The organism is Bradyrhizobium sp. Crot121 (assembly GCF_059512385.1).
The window spans coordinates 1-16,137 of record NZ_JCAMOR010000043.1 but is presented as its reverse complement, the minus strand read 5'-3'; the positions used below and the strand labels follow the sequence as shown (position 1 = coordinate 16,137).

The 16,137-nt window shown below is 63.5% G+C and carries 20 protein-coding genes; 11 read left to right on the top strand and 9 right to left on the bottom strand.

What is annotated here, in order from left to right; genetic code table 11:
- Positions 1 to 48 precede the first annotated feature (48 nt).
- The 6 genes from AC5ZGW_RS29425 (at position 49) to AC5ZGW_RS29400 (ending at position 4,892) form a co-directional block, all read left to right on the top strand.
- Complete coding sequence (locus AC5ZGW_RS29425; protein ID WP_165435380.1) at positions 49 to 693, top strand: GrlR family regulatory protein; 645 nt, start codon at positions 49 to 51, stop codon at positions 691 to 693.
- Positions 694 to 699: 6 nt separating this feature from the next.
- Positions 700 to 1,386 (top strand): substrate-binding domain-containing protein, encoded by a 687-nt coding sequence (locus AC5ZGW_RS29420; protein ID WP_130227953.1) that lies wholly within the window; start codon positions 700 to 702, stop codon positions 1,384 to 1,386.
- A gap of 32 nt (positions 1,387 to 1,418) precedes the next feature.
- Positions 1,419 to 2,243: a tetratricopeptide repeat protein gene (locus AC5ZGW_RS29415; RefSeq protein WP_474419474.1), complete on the top strand. Its 825-nt coding sequence runs from the start codon at positions 1,419 to 1,421 to the stop codon at positions 2,241 to 2,243.
- A 232-nt stretch (positions 2,244 to 2,475) separates the two neighbouring features.
- Positions 2,476 to 2,952 (top strand): hypothetical protein, encoded by a 477-nt coding sequence (locus AC5ZGW_RS29410; RefSeq protein ID WP_130227954.1) that lies wholly within the window; start codon positions 2,476 to 2,478, stop codon positions 2,950 to 2,952.
- Positions 2,953 to 3,002: 50 nt separating this feature from the next.
- Entirely contained in the window at positions 3,003 to 3,152 is a 150-nt protein-coding gene (locus tag AC5ZGW_RS29405; protein ID WP_016843021.1) for a hypothetical protein, read from the top strand.
- 117 nt (positions 3,153 to 3,269) lie between these two features.
- A complete protein-coding gene (locus AC5ZGW_RS29400) occupies positions 3,270 to 4,892 on the top strand; it encodes an ABC-F family ATP-binding cassette domain-containing protein (RefSeq protein ID WP_130227955.1) in 1,623 nt (540 codons plus the stop codon).
- A 32-nt stretch (positions 4,893 to 4,924) separates the two neighbouring features.
- Here the strand turns inward: AC5ZGW_RS29400 and AC5ZGW_RS29395 are convergent, their stop codons facing one another.
- From AC5ZGW_RS29395 to AC5ZGW_RS29380, 4 genes are read right to left on the bottom strand one after another with little or no spacing between them, the layout of a single operon-like run.
- On the bottom strand, positions 4,925 to 5,974 hold the full coding sequence (locus AC5ZGW_RS29395) for an HD-GYP domain-containing protein (protein ID WP_130227956.1): 1,050 nt from the start codon (positions 5,972 to 5,974) through the stop codon (positions 4,925 to 4,927).
- Positions 5,975 to 5,998: 24 nt separating this feature from the next.
- Positions 5,999 to 6,190 carry a hypothetical protein gene (locus AC5ZGW_RS29390; protein WP_130227957.1) on the bottom strand — a complete coding sequence of 64 codons (192 nt, stop codon included), beginning with the start codon at positions 6,188 to 6,190 and terminating at the stop codon, positions 5,999 to 6,001.
- Positions 6,191 to 6,229: 39 nt separating this feature from the next.
- Entirely contained in the window at positions 6,230 to 6,532 is a 303-nt protein-coding gene (locus AC5ZGW_RS29385) for a PilZ domain-containing protein (RefSeq protein WP_028165846.1), read from the bottom strand.
- Positions 6,532 to 7,665, bottom strand: coding sequence for a DUF2336 domain-containing protein (locus AC5ZGW_RS29380; RefSeq protein ID WP_130227958.1), 1,134 nt, complete (start codon positions 7,663 to 7,665; stop codon positions 6,532 to 6,534). The genes AC5ZGW_RS29385 and AC5ZGW_RS29380 overlap by 1 nt, the downstream gene beginning before the upstream one ends.
- 303 nt (positions 7,666 to 7,968) lie before the next feature.
- On the opposite strand from AC5ZGW_RS29380, the gene AC5ZGW_RS29375 reads away from it, so the two are divergent.
- Positions 7,969 to 8,913 carry an AraC family transcriptional regulator gene (locus AC5ZGW_RS29375; protein WP_130227959.1) on the top strand — a complete coding sequence of 315 codons (945 nt, stop codon included), beginning with the start codon at positions 7,969 to 7,971 and terminating at the stop codon, positions 8,911 to 8,913.
- Between the two features lie 81 nt (positions 8,914 to 8,994).
- On the opposite strand, the gene AC5ZGW_RS29370 is transcribed toward AC5ZGW_RS29375, so the two are convergent.
- Positions 8,995 to 9,243: a hypothetical protein gene (locus AC5ZGW_RS29370; RefSeq protein WP_028165843.1), complete on the bottom strand. Its 249-nt coding sequence runs from the start codon at positions 9,241 to 9,243 to the stop codon at positions 8,995 to 8,997.
- Between the two features lie 119 nt (positions 9,244 to 9,362).
- On the bottom strand, positions 9,363 to 11,447 hold the full coding sequence (locus tag AC5ZGW_RS29365; protein WP_130227960.1) for a methyl-accepting chemotaxis protein: 2,085 nt from the start codon (positions 11,445 to 11,447) through the stop codon (positions 9,363 to 9,365).
- A 98-nt stretch (positions 11,448 to 11,545) separates the two neighbouring features.
- Here AC5ZGW_RS29365 and AC5ZGW_RS29360 point away from each other — a divergent pair, with 98 nt between their 5' ends.
- A complete protein-coding gene (locus AC5ZGW_RS29360; protein ID WP_130227961.1) occupies positions 11,546 to 12,136 on the top strand; it encodes an NADPH-dependent FMN reductase in 591 nt (196 codons plus the stop codon).
- Between the two features lie 20 nt (positions 12,137 to 12,156).
- On the opposite strand, the gene AC5ZGW_RS29355 is transcribed toward AC5ZGW_RS29360, so the two are convergent.
- Complete coding sequence (locus AC5ZGW_RS29355; RefSeq protein WP_130227962.1) at positions 12,157 to 12,411, bottom strand: hypothetical protein; 255 nt, start codon at positions 12,409 to 12,411, stop codon at positions 12,157 to 12,159.
- 190 nt (positions 12,412 to 12,601) lie between these two features.
- Between AC5ZGW_RS29355 and AC5ZGW_RS29350 the strand changes: the two genes are divergently transcribed.
- Complete coding sequence (locus AC5ZGW_RS29350) at positions 12,602 to 12,787, top strand: hypothetical protein (RefSeq protein ID WP_028165839.1); 186 nt, start codon at positions 12,602 to 12,604, stop codon at positions 12,785 to 12,787.
- 26 nt (positions 12,788 to 12,813) lie between these two features.
- On the opposite strand, the gene AC5ZGW_RS29345 is transcribed toward AC5ZGW_RS29350, so the two are convergent.
- The gene (locus AC5ZGW_RS29345; protein ID WP_474419477.1) at positions 12,814 to 13,764 is read right to left on the bottom strand and encodes a hypothetical protein; all 951 of its coding nucleotides are present in this window, start codon (positions 13,762 to 13,764) and stop codon (positions 12,814 to 12,816) included.
- 197 nt (positions 13,765 to 13,961) lie between these two features.
- Positions 13,962 to 14,342 (bottom strand): hypothetical protein, encoded by a 381-nt coding sequence (locus AC5ZGW_RS29340; RefSeq protein ID WP_028165837.1) that lies wholly within the window; start codon positions 14,340 to 14,342, stop codon positions 13,962 to 13,964.
- A 231-nt stretch (positions 14,343 to 14,573) separates the two neighbouring features.
- Here AC5ZGW_RS29340 and AC5ZGW_RS29335 point away from each other — a divergent pair, with 231 nt between their 5' ends.
- Positions 14,574 to 15,173: a L,D-transpeptidase gene (locus tag AC5ZGW_RS29335; RefSeq protein ID WP_207231196.1), complete on the top strand. Its 600-nt coding sequence runs from the start codon at positions 14,574 to 14,576 to the stop codon at positions 15,171 to 15,173.
- Positions 15,174 to 15,568: 395 nt separating this feature from the next.
- The gene (locus AC5ZGW_RS29330) at positions 15,569 to 16,066 is read left to right on the top strand and encodes a septal ring lytic transglycosylase RlpA family protein (RefSeq protein ID WP_245475217.1); all 498 of its coding nucleotides are present in this window, start codon (positions 15,569 to 15,571) and stop codon (positions 16,064 to 16,066) included.
- Positions 16,067 to 16,137 lie beyond the last annotated feature (71 nt).

The following is a 16,137-nucleotide window of genomic DNA, read 5'->3' as shown; positions in this document are numbered from 1 at the left end:
TTCTACAAGGTCAGATTTCAGCTCAATGATGCGGTCGGCCGCAGCGTCATGCACGCGCATGACGGCAAGATGCTCGGCGGCAATTCGGCCTTTGCCCATATCGGCACCTATGAGGAAAGCGGCGACGATGTCTCGGTCGTGGTCAGGACCGTGCGCCACAATCCGGATCCCAACTATCCCGCCATGGCCGGCACCGATGATGCGACACTGGTGGCGCAGGGCCGGCCCAATGGCGACACCTATCGCTTCGAGGGAGGGTTGCGGGAGGTGCCGGGCGTCCCGTTTCAGGCATTGTTGACGCCGATCGAGGAGCAGGCGGTCCCGATCGCCGGCGGTGTCGGCGAGGGCGGGATTGCCAACGGCCTTTATTCCATTCATCTCCGCCTGCTCGATGGGGTCTCAGGCGGCCTGACTGGCGTGATGCTGCTCAAGGATGGCCGGATCGTCGGCGGTGACGCGTTCTTCTATTATCTCGGTACTTACGTTTCGGAGAATGGCCGCTGGAAAGGCCAGATCCTCAACCAGGAGCACACACCGGCCAGGGGCGAGAATCCGATCTTCGGCGGCCACGAAGTCGGCATTGGCTTTTCCGGCACCTGTAATGAAGAGGGAGCGGTGCTGGAAGCAACCGCGCTCGCCGGCAAGCGCAGCCTGCGATTGACGGCGGTGCTGAAGCTGATGCGCCGACTGTAAGACGCGATGCCCGACACCATTCGCCTGCTCTCCACGTTGGCGCTGAAAGGCGCAGTTGCCGATCTTGCCGGACAGTATGCGGCCGCCGGCGGCGTGCGGATCGACGCCGATTTCGCGCCGACGCTCGCCCTGCTTGACCGGATCAGGCGCGGCGAGGGCGCCGACATCCTCATCCTGACGCAAGAGGGGCTCGCCGAGCTCGCGCGGGAAGCAAGCGTCGCCGCGGCGAGCTGCGTCGATCTCGCGCGCTCTTGTGTCGGCATCGCGGTGAAGGAGGGAGCCTTGCATCCCGACATCGCCAGCGAGGCGGGGTTGCGCGCGACGCTGCTGGCTGCGCGCTCGGTGGCGTATTCGCGGATCGGCGTCAGCGGGATTTTCTTCGCGCGACTGATCGAGAGCCTGGGCATCGCGGCCGAGATCAACGCGCGCGCGACCATTATCCCGTCGGGCTTCACCGCGGAACGGCTCGTCACTGATGAGGCCGATCTCGCCGTGCAGCAGATCAGCGAATTGAAGCAGGTTGCCGGCATCGAGGTCGTCGGACCAATTCCGCGCGTGTTGCAGACGCCGGCGGTGTTCTCCGCCGGCCGCATGACAGCTTCGGGGAAGGCGGAGCAGGCCGACCGGCTGCTGCGCTATCTCGCTTCCGACGAGGTCGCGCCGGTGCTGCGCGAGTCGGGGCTTGAGCCTTGAATTTGCCGGCCGTTGGACGCAACTTGCCAGCCATGATCAAGCGAATTCATGCAGCCGCACTTCTCGCCGTCACAGTGCTCGCGGCGCCGGGCCATGCCCATGCGCAATCGGCCGACCTCGTGCTGTGCGACCGCCTCGCGGCCGATCCCTCCGATCCCGACAAGCCCGCCGACGTCAAGGGCGTGCCGGAGGTCGCCTCGGCCGACATTGCGACCGCGATCAAATACTGCGCAGTTGCTGCGAAATCCTCGCGCCGGGCGATGTATCAGCTCGGGCGTGCCTATGCAGCCAATCGGCAAACGGCGGAAGCGGTCGCGGCCTGGCGGAAGGCGGCAGACAAGGGCTCGACCTCGGCGATGGTCGAGCTCGGCGTGCTCTATGGGACCGGCGCGGGCGTCGCGAAGGACGAAGCGCAGGCGCGCAAGTTGTTTGAGCGCGCGGCGCAGGCCGGCAATCCGCGCGGCGTCACCAATCTGGCCGCGCTCGGCGGAGCCTCGGCGGCCGACCCGGCGCGCGCCCGCGAATTGCTCGCGAAGGCCGCCGAGACCAACCCCGAGGCGCAATATCAGCTCGGCCTGATGCTCTCCGAGGGCTCCGGCGGCGAGAAGGACGATGTCGCGGCACGCGCGCTGTTCGTGAAGGCGGCGGCGCAAAATCATCCCGCCGCGCTGGAGCGGATGGGCGCCTTCGCGCAATCCGGCCGCGGCGGTCCGAAGGATTCGGATGCCGCAAAAGCCTATTACGAGCGCGCCGCCGCCCTCGGCGACGAGGACGCCAAGAAGGCGCTGGAGCGGGCGCGATGTCCGATGACGATCAAGGACAAGCGCGGCAACGTCGTGACTAATCTCTGCTTCTAGAGCGATCAATGGTAACCCAGCCGTGATTGCGAGCGAAGCGAAGCAATCCATCTCTCGAAACTTGCGGTGACAATGGATTGCTTCGCTACGCTCGCAATGACGGCTGTTGTGTTGCTTGGCCGAATTTCCCAGGCGGCTTTGATCAAGCGCAAGACTCCCACGACTCTCCTCGCTAGGCTGCAAGCAAAACAATGTTCTGCGGTCGCTGCCGCGGGAAGAAATGGAGTTTGCGATGAAACGGCGTGCTCTGGTGATGGCTCTGCTTCTGTCTGCGGCGTCGACAACATTGGCGATCGCGCAGTCGGATCTGAAGCAGCCTTCTTCGAGCGACCGATATGTCCCGCGGCTTGGCGACATCATGAGCGCTGCGCAACGGCAACACCAGAAATTGTGGTTGGCCGCCACGGCCCAGAATTGGGAGCTTGCGACGTACGAACTGGGCCAGCTCGAGTCCAGTCTTGCGGAGGCGGCCATGATGTATTCCGGCATCCCCGTCAGCAATGTCACCACGCTGAAGGATCCGTTGCAGTCGGTTTCCGACGCGATCGCGGCGAAGGATGGCCGCAAATTTGCGAAGGCTTATGCCAGTCTGACCGAAGGCTGCAACTCCTGTCACACATCGATGGGCCGAAGCTTCATCGCCATCCGTGTTCCCACCGGGCCGCAGCCATTTGGCAATCAGCTCTTTCCGCCGCAGCGCAAGCCGTAATGGAACCGAGAGGGTGCGGCGTGGTTGATCGGGCAAAAGGAGACCCGACCATGATCCGCAAATTACGATCCGGCGAATACCGCCTCTATTCGCGGAAGGTCAATCCGAAGACCGGCAAACGTCGCAATCTCGGCACCTTCAAGTCTCGCGCCGCGGCCGAAAAGCACGAGCGCGACGTGCAGTATTTCAAGCGGCACTAGCAGGGCTCGTTTCGGAAGGAAAATCGCGCTGAAGCGGAGCGGGTGGCGGAACGTCTTTGCGCTGGCGGGCGAAATCGACTAAGAGCGCCCCGCACAGATGTCCCACCAGATAGCGCAATGATCCGTCTCGACAACGTCAGCAAGCAGGCCGGCCACCAAATCCTCTTCATCGAAGCTTCCGCAGCGCTCAACCGGGGTGAAAAGATCGGCCTCGTCGGGCCGAACGGCGCCGGCAAGTCGACGCTGTTCCGGATGATCGCAGGCCAGGATGTGCCCGACGAAGGGCAGGTGGCGGTCGATCGCGGCATCACGATCGGCTATTTCAGCCAGGATGTCGGCGAGATGTCCGGCCGCAGCGCGGTCGCCGAGGTGATGGACGGCGCAGGCCCCGTCAGCATCGTTGCGGCCGAGCTGAAGGAGCTCGAGGCTGCGATGGCCGATCCTGAACGCGCCGATGAGATGGACGACATCATCGCGCGCTATGGCGAGGTGCAGGGACGGTTCGAGGAGCTTGACGGTTACGCGCTCGAGGGGCGGGCGCGCGAGGCGCTGGCCGGCCTTGGCTTCAGCCAGGAGATGATGGACGGCGACGTCGGCTCGCTCTCGGGCGGCTGGAAGATGCGCGTGGCGCTGGCGCGCATTCTCTTGATGCGTCCGGATGTCATGCTGCTGGACGAGCCGAGCAACCATCTCGATCTCGAAAGCCTGATCTGGCTCGAGCAATTCTTGAAGGGCTACGAGGGCGCGCTGTTGATGACGTCGCACGACCGCGCGTTCATCAATCGCGTGATCGGCAAGGTGATCGAGATCGATGGCGGCGCGCTCACCACTTACTCCGGCGACTACGAGTTATATGAGCAGCAGCGCGCGATGGCCGACAAGCAGCAGCAGGCTCAGTTCGAGCGTCAGCAGGCGATGCTGGCGAAGGAGATCAAGTTCATCGAGCGCTTCAAGGCGCGCGCTTCCCACGCGGCCCAGGTGCAAAGCCGCGTCAAGAAGCTCGACAAGATCGAGCGGGTCGAGCCTCCGAGACGCCGCCAGACCGTGGCGTTCGAATTCCTGCCGGCGCCGCGCTCCGGCGAAGACGTGGTTGCGCTGAAGAACGTCGACAAGGGCTACGGCAGCAAGCGAATCTATGAAGGACTGGACTTCATGATCCGCCGGCGCGAGCGCTGGTGCGTGATGGGCGTCAATGGCGCCGGGAAGTCGACGTTGTTGAAGCTGGTGGCCGGCTCGACTGAGCCGGACAATGGCACGGTCGTGCTCGGCGGCAGCGTCAAGATGGGTTATTTCGCGCAGCACGCGATGGATCTGCTCGACGGCGAACGCACGGTGTTTCAATCACTCGAAGACGCGTTCCCGCAGGCAGGGCAGGGCTCGCTCCGCGCGCTTGCCGGCTGCTTCGGATTTTCCGGCGACGATGTCGAGAAGAGGTGCCGGGTGCTGTCGGGCGGCGAGAAGGCACGGCTGGTGATGGCGAAGATGCTCTACGATCCCCCGAACTTCCTGGTGCTGGACGAGCCGACCAACCACCTTGATCTCGCGACCAAGGAGATGCTGATCAACGCGCTGTCGGAGTTTGAGGGCACGATGCTGTTCGTCTCGCACGACCGGCATTTTCTCGCCGCGCTCTCCAACCGCGTTCTGGAACTGACGCCGGACGGTATCCACCAATTTGGCGGGGGCTATACGGAGTACGTCGCCCGCACTGGCCAGGAAGCACCGGGGCTGCGGAGCTAGCTTTCGACTGCCTCGGGGACGGCGAGGGCGGATCAACGGTTCAGGGCGACGTCCCTGAACGCCTCGACCAGCGGCCGCTCGAGCTTGCCCTTCATGCCCTGCAGGACTTCGTATGCCGCCGCCCGCGGCATCGCCTGTTTGTAGGTCCGCTGCTCGATCAATGCGGAGAAGATGTCGGAGATGGTCAGGATACGCACGATGTCGGAGATGCTTTCGGCGCAAAGCCCGTCCGGATAGCCGCTGCCATCAAGAAACTCGTGATGGTGCCGTACGGCATCGAGGATTTCGGCCGAGATGCCGGGCGTTCCCTTCAGCACGGCATGGCCCGCGGCAGGATGGGTTTCGATCAGCGTACGTTCCTCGGCATCGAGCTTGCCGGGCTTGTCCAGGACGGCGAGCGGAATCCTTGCCTTGCCGAGGTCGTGAAACATTGCCGCCGCATAAAGACGCTCGATATCGGCCTTCGCCATGCCAAGGCTGAGGCCGAAATCGACGGCGATGCCGGTGACCAATAAGCAGTGCTGGTAGGTGCCCTCATGGTGACGGCGAACTGTCGCGAGCCAGTCGGACAGCCCACGCTCGGCGATCGTCTCTGCGATCACGTTGCCGGCGTCCTTGGCCTCCGCGACATTGACGGCCCAGCCGCAGGTGACCGCCGAGAACATCGAGGCGAAGCTGGCCGCTCCGACCGATGCAGCCTCCCGCGCGCTCGAGGCGGGTTCGCTCGGAACGATCGATGAGGTCTCGCCCGGCGCGAGCTTTGCCAGCAACTGGGCCGGCTTGACCGGACTGAGCAACGCATGCGTCGCGCCGAGCGCGTAGGCCTGGACCACCGCCAGCCGGGTCCGCTCGTTGACGACGAAGATGCGCTTTGGGATTCGCGAGAACGTGCCTGACAGGGCTTTGAGCGCCGTGATGTTGTCGACGACACGCAGGTCGGCGTTGACGACAACGGCCGCGATGTCATTGCCGCGAATGCTGGCGGCTCCAAGCAGATCCCCTGTAACGGGATGCTTCGGCTCCAGCATGGCGCACAAGGACGAAAGCCCGGCCTGCGTATCGGCTACAACGTAAATAGACATCGAGATGGTATTGCCGGCATTGCTTCAGATGTTGTCGAAGGCGCGCTGCTCGGCCTGGGTGAGAAAATGATCGAGGTCACTGCAGAGACTGTGCGCGACATCCTCGTTGAGTTCGAATCGCAGCGTCTTTCCGGCCATGTCGATCTCGACGATTCCGCGCAGCGGCTCCGCGCAATTCGTGGTGACGGAGAAGGCTGCGATCTTGTGGACGGTCATCGGTCGTTCCTCCCTGGGAAAATTGTGCGGCGGGCATGCTCACTTTGGAATGATGGCGCGCCCTTTCTTCTTTCGTTCGGCGACAAACTTCACACCGATCTGCATCCCGTCGACCCGGATCAGTTCGCAGCGCCGGAACGCAAGTCCTCTCGATGACAGGATCAGGAAGAATTCCTGCGCCCGCAGCACGTCGAGCGGGCCGTCGACCTCGAGCTTGGCGCCGGTCTGCGACACGTCGAGAAGAACGCAGCTTCGTTGCCAGGTGCCGTCAACGCCCATCAGGTTGACCGGATAGCGGTGCTCGAAATGAACGCGCTCGGCTTTTCGGTTTCCATAAGCCATCAATGCACTCCCCCAACTGAAGCTGTATCGGCAGACAAGGGCCTGGCGCCGATGTCGCTTACGGATCCGAAGCGGATGGCGCGCTGCGCGGTGGAAAGCGAAAGCGTGTCAAAGGCCTCCTTGGCCTGTTCGAGTTGTTGCGGCGAAGCCGGCTTCACGCCCTTGCGGCTCCTGATGATGGCAACCGCGGTCTGCCAATCGAGCCGCGACGCCCGGCAGGCGAGGACCAGGCCGTAGCAATCCTCCGTCTCCAGGAGCGGCTCGATGGTTTCGATCGGAACGGTTGCCAGCAGCGACAGCGCGGCGATGACACTGGGGTGGTCGCGCCGGATCGCAAAACGGTTGACGATGGAATCGTTCAACTGGCCGGCATTGTTGAGCGCGAGCACCGTCGCCTTTGCCTCGGAATAGTCCACGGCAACAGGCTTGCGGGCGCGCCCGCGCGCGGTGGTCTCTTCGATCAGCGTTCTGATCGCGACATGTCGCTCGGGCGGCGCGGTCTTGAGCAGGCGGGCCTGCGCGGAGGGGCTGCACTTCGCCACCAACTCGCAAAGCACATCGCGCGGCAGATCCGGCCGCTGCACCAGCGCGTCGGCGATATCATCGTCGCGCAGGGCCATATCGACCAGGGTCGCAAAGCCCACAACAGAGAACTGCGCACCGGGATTCCTTGCGAGGATGCCGCAGATGGCGGCATCGCCGCGCATCAGCAGGGCATCCGTGAGCCTGCGGCTCACCGCGCTGCGTCCGGCGATGGCGCCGAGGTGCTTTTCGCCGCGGGTCCTGATGACCTCGATGAGGTCGTCCTCAGACAGGCATTCGCACTTGCGAAGGATCGGGACGGCGACGGCCGCGTCCTCGTGCTGGGCGAGGCGGCGCACCGCCTCCCTCGGGGCCGACCTCAAATCGGCAAGGGGGGCGCTGAGTTTGGTCAGCGTGCGTGCTTCGACCGCCCCGATCAGACGGACCAGGACGTCGTCGAATATTTCGATCTGGTGCTCGCTGAGCCGGTCGGCGTCCGCGAGGAACAGGCTCGCCACCTGCCGCAATATCCGGATGCGGCGTTCGGGCGAACCGGCTCTGACAACATCTTCGAGTTCTGCAATAAGCTCAGTCGAGGCAATGGCAGTCATGGCGGCACCAATAATCCGCTGCAGGACGTCGCTGTCCCTCAGCCGATTTCGCGCCTAGATTGTTAATTACCACTGTAAATTGGTCTTTTGGGGTTGTGCCCTCTTTAAGATTCTACCAGAAAACAGTATCGAAATTCGGCAATGGTATTTTGCCACGTTGTCTTTCGCAGTCACTGCGCTCCAACTGGGTGGAGACTGGAGAAGAGTACGAGACGAGTCGTCGAGCGAAGATCGCCGCTTTTTTGCAGCGCGGCATGATTGCCGTGCCCTCGACTGGTGTTGCTCTTACAAGAACTATTTTAAATGAACGATCATTCACCGGCGCCGACGCTGGTGCCGAAGATATTTCGGTTCGATGATATCGACACGTTTCGGAGCTTTATTCGAAACGTGCAGGTGGAGTGCATTCCGCTCGCCCGGGATATTTCGGCCGAGCAAACCATCCTGAACTTGCCGGGTTGCGACCTGAACTACACGAAGGCGTTTCCGCGGGTCATCGACGTGCAGTTGGCGCCGAACACGACCGCCGTCGGGTTCCCGATGGATGAGGGCACCGCCATTCGCTTCAATGGTATCGAGCACGATCGGTCGTTGCTGGTGATTGGCAGCGGCGGGGCCGCCTATAGCGCACTTGAGAGAACCCCCCGGCAATATGCCTCGATCGTTTTCAAGCCCAAGGTCGAGGATCGCGGGTGGCCGAAGACCGGACTGAGCTTCAATCTCTATGAAACCAGCGAGACGGCGAAACGGCGGCTGCGCCAGCTGGTGCGGGAGATCCTGGCGATCGCGCCGCATTTGGCCGAGGCGCCTGAGGTTCCCGGAGTAGCGGTCGCGATCCGCGAATCCCTGATGGCCGCGATCGATCATGCGTTCGCGGAGGTCGTGCCGGCAAAGTGGACGGCGCGGGCGAACGCTGCGCGGCAGTTCAAGGTTTTCAAGGATGTGCAGGCGGTCCTGTCCAGCGAGCTCGCGCAGCCGATCTACAGCACCGATCTTGCCAGGGAGATCGGCGTGTCAGTGCGTACCATGCACGATGCGGTGCAGCGCTATCGGGGCATGAGCCTGCACCGATATCTCCGCCTGCGACGGCTGTGGCTCGTTCGCCAAAACCTCTTGGCCGGCACCCATAGCGTCAAGGCCTGTGCACTCGCCTGTGGCTTTTGGCACCTCAGCGACTTCTCCAGGATATATCGGGCGCATTTCGGCGAATCGCCATCGGAGACCCTTTCGAGGTCGCGGCGATCCTGAATCAGCTAGAGCGTTTTCGAGCGAAGTGGACACCGGTTCGCGTGAAGAAAACGCGTCAAAACAAGAATCTAGACTGCGCGGTTATGCGCCGCTCTGGCACTTCTTCATGAAGCTGGTCTTGGCGGCGCCGGCGAGCTTCTTGCCATCGGACCCGACCGCTTTGGCCTCGCAGGACTCGGTGGTGCATTTCTTCATGAACGAGGTCTTTGCCGCGCCCGACAGCGGTTTGCCGTCCTTGCCGACGGCCTTGGTCTCGCAGGACTCCTGCGCGAATGCCGAGCCGATCGCAAAGGTGGTGACGACCGCTACCAACAATATCCGTTTGAGCATGGGCTTCTCTCCCTATTTGATTTGCCAAAATAGCCGGGCGGATTGGATATCGGAATCTTGCGCCAATCAAGTTGATAGCGCACGGATTCCTCCGCCAAATCGACAAGCCATACCCGCGACTAGGCCGCCCGGACTTCCGCGAGGAAGCGGTTGACCTGGCCCGCGAGGTCGCGAGACTGCGCGGAAAGCTGTTCGGCGGCGCCAAGGACCTGGCTGGCGGCGGCTCCGGTGTCGTCGGCGGCGCGCTGGACACCGGAAATGTTCGAATTGACGTCCTGCGTGCCACGCGCCGCTTCCTGCACGCTGCGCGAGATCTCCTTGGTGGCCGAGCCTTGTTCCTCGATCGCGGCGGCGATCGCGGTGCCGATCTGGTCGATCTCGGTGATGACGTCGACGACGTTCTGGATCGCTTTCACCGTCTCATCGCTTGCGGCTTGAATGGTGGCGATCTGCTCGGAAATTTCGGTGGTCGCCTTCGCAGTCTGGCCGGCCAGCGACTTCACCTCCGAGGCGACCACGGCAAAGCCGCGTCCGGCATCCCCGGCGCGCGCGGCCTCGATCGTCGCGTTCAGGGCCAGCAGGTTGGTCTGCGCCGCGATGTTCTGGATCAGCGTGACGACATCGCCGATCTTCTGCGCGCCCTCGGCAAGCGAGCGGGCGGTGTCGCCGGTGCGGCGGGCGTTCTCCACGGCGCGTGCCGCGATCTCGGTCGACTGCGTGACCTGGCGCCCGATTTCCGAGATCGAGGACGTCAGCTCTTCGGTCGCGCTGGCAACCGTCTGCACATTGGTCGAGGTTTGGTCGGAGGCCGTCGCTACGACAGCGGCCTGCCGGTTGGTGGCGGACGCCGTGGAGGACATCGACTGTGCGGTCTCCTCCATAGTGGCAGAGGCGGCCGAGAGCCCGCCGATGAGCTCGCTGACCTTCGCCTCGAATGTGTGTGTCAGGTTGTCGAGCACTTGCGCGCGGCGCATCTTGACCTGGTTCTCGGCTTCCTTCTCGGCCGCGAGGCGATCGGCCTTGATCATGTTGTCCTTGAAGACGCGTACGGCCTGCGCCATTGCGCCGATCTCATCGCTGCGCTCGGCGCCCGCGATTTCGTCCGCAACGTCGCCCGCAGCAAGCCGCGACATCCTGGCGGTCAATTGCACGATTGGCCTGCAGATCCGGCGTCGCACCATCATGACCAGCGCAATGCTCGCCGCGACCACGGCGATCAGGCCGGCGAGCGCGACCAGGAAGCTGACACGCGCAGAGGAGTAGGCGGAAGAGAGCACCTGCTCGGCATTGTCGTAGAAGGCGTCGCGCACCCCGATGATCGAATTGAGCCCGTGCTGCGATTCCACGTAGAAGGCATCGACATCGTGCTCGTACTTGCCGCTGGCCGCACCTTCCTTCACGAGCTTGAGCTCCTTGCCGAACCGCTCGACATAGGCCTCGTTCATGCGGTCGAGTGCGACTGCGACGTTGGCGGGCAGGTTGGGATTGCCACGCAGTTCCTGCAGTGACATCAGCACCTGGTCCGCGCGCCCCTGGGCGCGAGCGAGATCGACCTTCTCGGTCTCGGTCGCCGCGCGCCTGGCGCCGACAAGGTTCTTGTGCTGGCTTGCATTGAAGCCGCCGACGTCGCGCAGCGACCAGGCGATATTCGCGTAGACCGACTGCCGATAGGCGTCGCCGTCGATCAGGGCCAACTTGCGCACCTGGCCGTCGAGCAGGGAGGCTGCGGCATTGTTGAGCACTGCGTTGTCGGCGACGATTTTCTTGGCGGCGTCCTTGCGCGCTTCTGCCGGGCCGTCGATCGCCTTGTCCATCGCCTCGCGCAACGCGTTGAATTTTGCGTTCACCCCATCGATGCCGGCGCCGATCGCTCCGCCGTCCTCGAGCGAACCGGGCAGCGCTTTACGCAGCGCCATCATCTTGTCGCGGGCGCGATCGGTCGCCGTGCGCACCTTCTCGTTCAGATCGGCCCGCTGCTTCGGATCGATCACCGGTGGCCCAAACAGGATGTTGGTGGCAAAGCCACGCTCCGAATTGAGATAGCGCGGGATGTCACTGATCGCGCGAACGATTGCGAGCCGCTCCTGCGCTGCCGACACGTTCTCCATGGTCTGGTATTTCGAAACCGCGACGTAGAGGGCCAGTCCACCGCCCACGGCGGAGAGCGAGACGATGGCGGTGGTCAAGAGGGTTCCGATTTTCATGTGACTGATGCCATTCTGGACGATAGAGGAGCGTTCAGCTCCATGGTAACCAGCGCGGATTAAATCCGCGTTTACGCTTTCCGATCGGAGTGACCGGCATGGCCCATCGTATCCTCGTCTTCTACGGCTCCTATCGCTCCGACCGCATGGGCATTCGGCTTGCAAGCTTCGTGGTCGAGGGCCTGCGCGCCCGCGGCGAGGACGTCGAATTCATCGACGCGAAGGGGGTCGGATTGCCCATGCTCGACCGCATGTACAAGGAGTATCCGAAGGGCACGGCGCCCGCTGCGCTGGAGAAGCTTGCGGGCCAAATCCGCGAGGCCGACGGCTTCGTGTTCATCACCGGCGAATACAATTGGGGCATCCAGCCGGGGCTGAAGAACCTCACCGATCATTTCCTGGAGGAGTGGTTCTGGCGGCCTGCCGCGATCGCAAGCTATTCCGCCGGACGTCTCTCCGGCGCGCGTGCCGCGACCGCCTGGCATGGCACGCTCTCCGAGATGGGCATGGTGGTGATTTCAAGCACGATCGGCGTCGGACCGATCGGGCAGACGCTGTCGGCGGATGGAAAGCCGATCGGCGAGGGCGGCAAGGCGCTGGAGCGGGCCTTTCCGCGCTTTGCCGATGATCTCATGTGGTGGGTCGAAGCCGCCAAGGAGCAGCGGGCGCGCAAGAAGCCGCCTTACTGAGTTGAGGGGAGGGCCCTTAACTAGCGCGTTCGCTGATCCGAATTTCCGGTGGCCGATTTGCGCTTGGTCTCGGCAGGCGCGCCCATCTCCTGGCAGGGCATCTCCTGCCATGAACCGTCGGCTGCCTTTTGATAGGCGCGGCAGGGCGATGTAGCCCGATTCTCGTCGGCCTTCTGGGCGTCCGGCTGGGTTTCCGAGTTCTTCGCGAGGACCGGCGTCGCAAAATGCGCGAGCGCGGCCACCGAACCTGCGAAGATCACTGCTGCGATCCGCATCGGAGGTTCTCCTTTTCGATGCAGACTTTTCTAGAAGCAATTGTGGAAAATTTTTGCCAAGCGGCCCCATGCGCCGGACTTTGCTTAACAATCGGAAAATGACCGATGAGCCCAGGTCTTGGGAACGTCGTTGTCGTTCGCCGGTTTAGAACCAACTGACGACCGGCGCAGGCAACATCGGGAGAGCGACATGATGCCAGAGACGCAGATTCACGTGATCGCGCGGCAGATGTTGGAGCAGCACGGGTTTGAAGCGATCGCCCGGGCCGCGCAGAAGGCGCAAGCCTGCGAGAGCCAGGGCGAGGCCGACGAGGCCCGTGAATGGCGCCACATCGAAGCCGCCATGAAGATCATGCGCGGCCCCCACCAGAGCTGATGAGCTATCGCACTAGCTGACGAGAGCTATCGCACCGGCATCGGCGGCCGCACCACCGGTCCGCCATCCTGCGCCGGCGGCTCGGGCACCGTTTGCAACGGCGCCGGCGCTGATGGTGGCGGCAGGGGCGGAGCTGCAGCGGCGGTTTGCGCGGGCGGATATGTCGGCGGCTTCGGCCTGCGCACGGGCGCTGCGACCGGCCGCGGCGGCAGCGCGGCACGCGGCTGCACGGCTTGTGCCGACACCCTGGCCTCAGAATTCCTGGCGATGTCGCGGGCGATCTGATCCTGGCCAGCCTTGAGCTGCGCGATGCTGGCTTTGAGTTGCTCGATCTGTTGGCCCATCGTCGCGAGATCGTGCGCCATCGACTGCAGCAACTGTGAGGAATCAGCAGAGAGGGCGGCGGCCGTGGTCGGCGCGGCGGCTTGCGCTGGCTGTGCCTGAGCAGGGGTGTCCGGCTGAGCGACCGCCTGATCGGTCGAGGCGGTTTGAACGGCGGGTGAGACTGATTGCTCTGTCGCGGCCTGATCGGCGGGCGGGGCCGGTTGCTCGGCGGGCGCCGTCGCCTTACCCGACGGTGACGAGGACAACGACGACAACAGCGAGACCTGCGGTATCCAGTCCGCAATCATCTGCTTGGCAGTGTCGCCATGATGCTTCCAGGCTGCCGCCGCGAAGGCGCTGAGCAGAGCGAACAGGAAGGCCATCGCGGCGCGCTTGGCCCATTTGGCGAACGGCGAAGGCTCGCTCGGGAGCTGGATGTGATCGCTGGCCGTCACGCGAAAGGCAGTATCGAGCGATGGCGCCGAGGCGCCGGTTGTCACGTAGCTCTGCGGTGCCGGCGTCTGGTTCACTTCGGCAGGCGGCGTTGGCGGTACACGATCTCCGCGCGCGGCGAGAACGACTTCGGGGTCGATCACGAAAACATCGTGCGGATCGGATTCTTTAGCAGGATTAGTGTTCAGCGTGGAAAGCATTGGCGCTCCATCTTCAGTCCAATGCCACCCGCTCTGGAAGCGGCCGGCGGATTAACACTACGTCAACCATCCTCTGCCCAGCCCCACGACTCCAGCCAGGTGTGACCAAAGCAAGGCGAGAGGAGGGAGAGTCTGGGGCCGCCCACGGCGACTGTTTTCCCCGGAACTCGGGAATCAGCCGCGCAAGGGGCACGCAGCTAGTTCTTCGGACGGATGAAGCCGGCAAGGTGAGTCTTCTGCGTTTCGCACCATGTCGTCATGCCCAGCCGCCGCTGGTCGAGATCAGTCGCCTGCGTGGCGACCGCGACTTCGGCCATGAGCTCGTCGTCCTGCCGCTCGCCCATCTTGCCCCCGGTGTGCATGAACGCGATCGCCTTGCGCACTTTCTCCGTGGTGCCATCGGGCAGGTGCATCTCCTGGGCCTTCTGCACCAGGTCCTGATAGACGAGGTCGGTGTTGGGGCACTCGACCTTGGCGGCAAACGCCTGCAGCACCAACGTGACATAGGCCGAGCGCGGATCGGCCTGCGCGGGCTGAGCAGCAAGCAACAGTCCCGCGATCAATAAACGAGAGCGCATCCTTGGGAACCTCCTGTTTTTTGAGGAGGCTAGCGTCGACGCTCGCGCCGTGCAACCGAGGCAAGGCAGAACATGCTGATTCAATCAAACAGACGTGTTCCAATGGCTGTTGCCATGATTTCAGCATTATTCTGGCAGCAACTGGGTAATAGGTTAACGCAGGGGAGACGTGCGGTGTCGAGATTGGGGCTCGCAGTTTTGCTGACGGGGGCAGTGGGGCTCGCCGGCTGCATGCAGACGACGCTGTCGCCATCCACAGATGCAAGCATGACGCCGCGCGATCGGCAATTGTTGGCCCATCCGCCTTACGCGCAGGCCGCTATCCCGGAGCAGTTCCAGCGCCACATCGTCGACTATTCGCGCAAGGAACAGCCGGGCTCGATCCTGGTCGATACCGACGCGCGCTATCTCTATTACGTGCTGCCAGGTGGCAAGGCGATCCGCTACGGTGTGGCGGTCGGCGAGGAGGCGATGGCGTTCTCCGGGGTCGCCACCGTTGGCCGCATGGCCGAGTGGCCCGACTGGGTTCCGACCAAAGACATCCAGGAGCGGCTCGGACCTTATCCGTCGCGAGTCGCCGGTGGACCGGCCAATCCGCTCGGTGCGCGTGCGCTCTATCTCTACCAGGGCAACAAGGACACGCTGTACCGCATCCACGGCACCAATCAGCCGGAATACATCGGGCAGGCGATCTCCTCCGGCTGCATCCGCATGGCCAATTCCGACGTGATCGATCTGTTTGGCCGGGTGAAGCAGGGCGCCACAGTCGTCGTGCTGCCGCCTGCCGCCGGCACGGCGTCGGTTGGGCCGTTCAGCGCGCGCCGCGGCTGATTTGATCTAATCCAACTCTCCACTCGTCATTCCGGGGCGACGCGTTAGCGTCGAACCCGGAATCCATTTCACCCCACGTCTGCGGCCCGATGGATTCCGGGCCTGCGTGCTCGCGCACGCATCCCGGAATGACAGAGGTGTGGGGCCGCCAGAATGACAGCGCCGGCTGTGGCGCAATCACCACACATCGAAGGAATTGCGCAGCGACAAGCGCGCCCTGACGCTTCCTGCCCCGGTTACGCCCGATTGGAGGCCGCCCTTAACCATGTTGGATTTCGGCTTGGGCTAGGGGCGCGAGTTGGGGATGCAACATGTGCTTCGACGCTGCCGCAAATTCGTACGTCGACATCAGGGCGCGCGCGCAGGTTGATGCGCACTTGGTCTCATCCGGTTCTATGTGGAGGGCCACGCGGCTCATTGCGGTGGTCGTCGGGGCCGCTTCATTGGCGGCCTGCGCGCAGTCAACCGTCGTCAGCCAACGATCGGAGATCGGCGCGAGCAGGCAGGCATCATACGTGTACACCCGCACGGCGGCGGTCGCGATGAAGAAGCGGGTAGCGGCAATGCGCAAGCACACGCGGCTGGCGTCGCGCAAGGGTGGCGATGTCAAGGTCGCATCCCAGGGTGTCGCGAGCTTCTACAGTGAGGACTCGCAGACCGCGAGCGGAGAGAAGTTCGACAAGAACGAATTGACCGCAGCCCATCCGACCTTGCCGTTCGGCACCAAGCTTCGCGTCACCGACGTGAAGAGCGGCCGTTCGGTGACGGTGCGGGTCAACGACCGCGGACCTTATGTGCGGGGACGAGTCGTCGACGTCTCCTATTCCGCCGCGCAAGAACTCGGAATGGTCGGCAAGGGCGTCACCAACGTCAAGCTTGATGTGGTCCACTAGGCTGTGTGGACTCTTGGGATTCTCAAATCAGACGGAACGTGATTCAAGGCTTTCTTTTAGGAGGAAGCCTT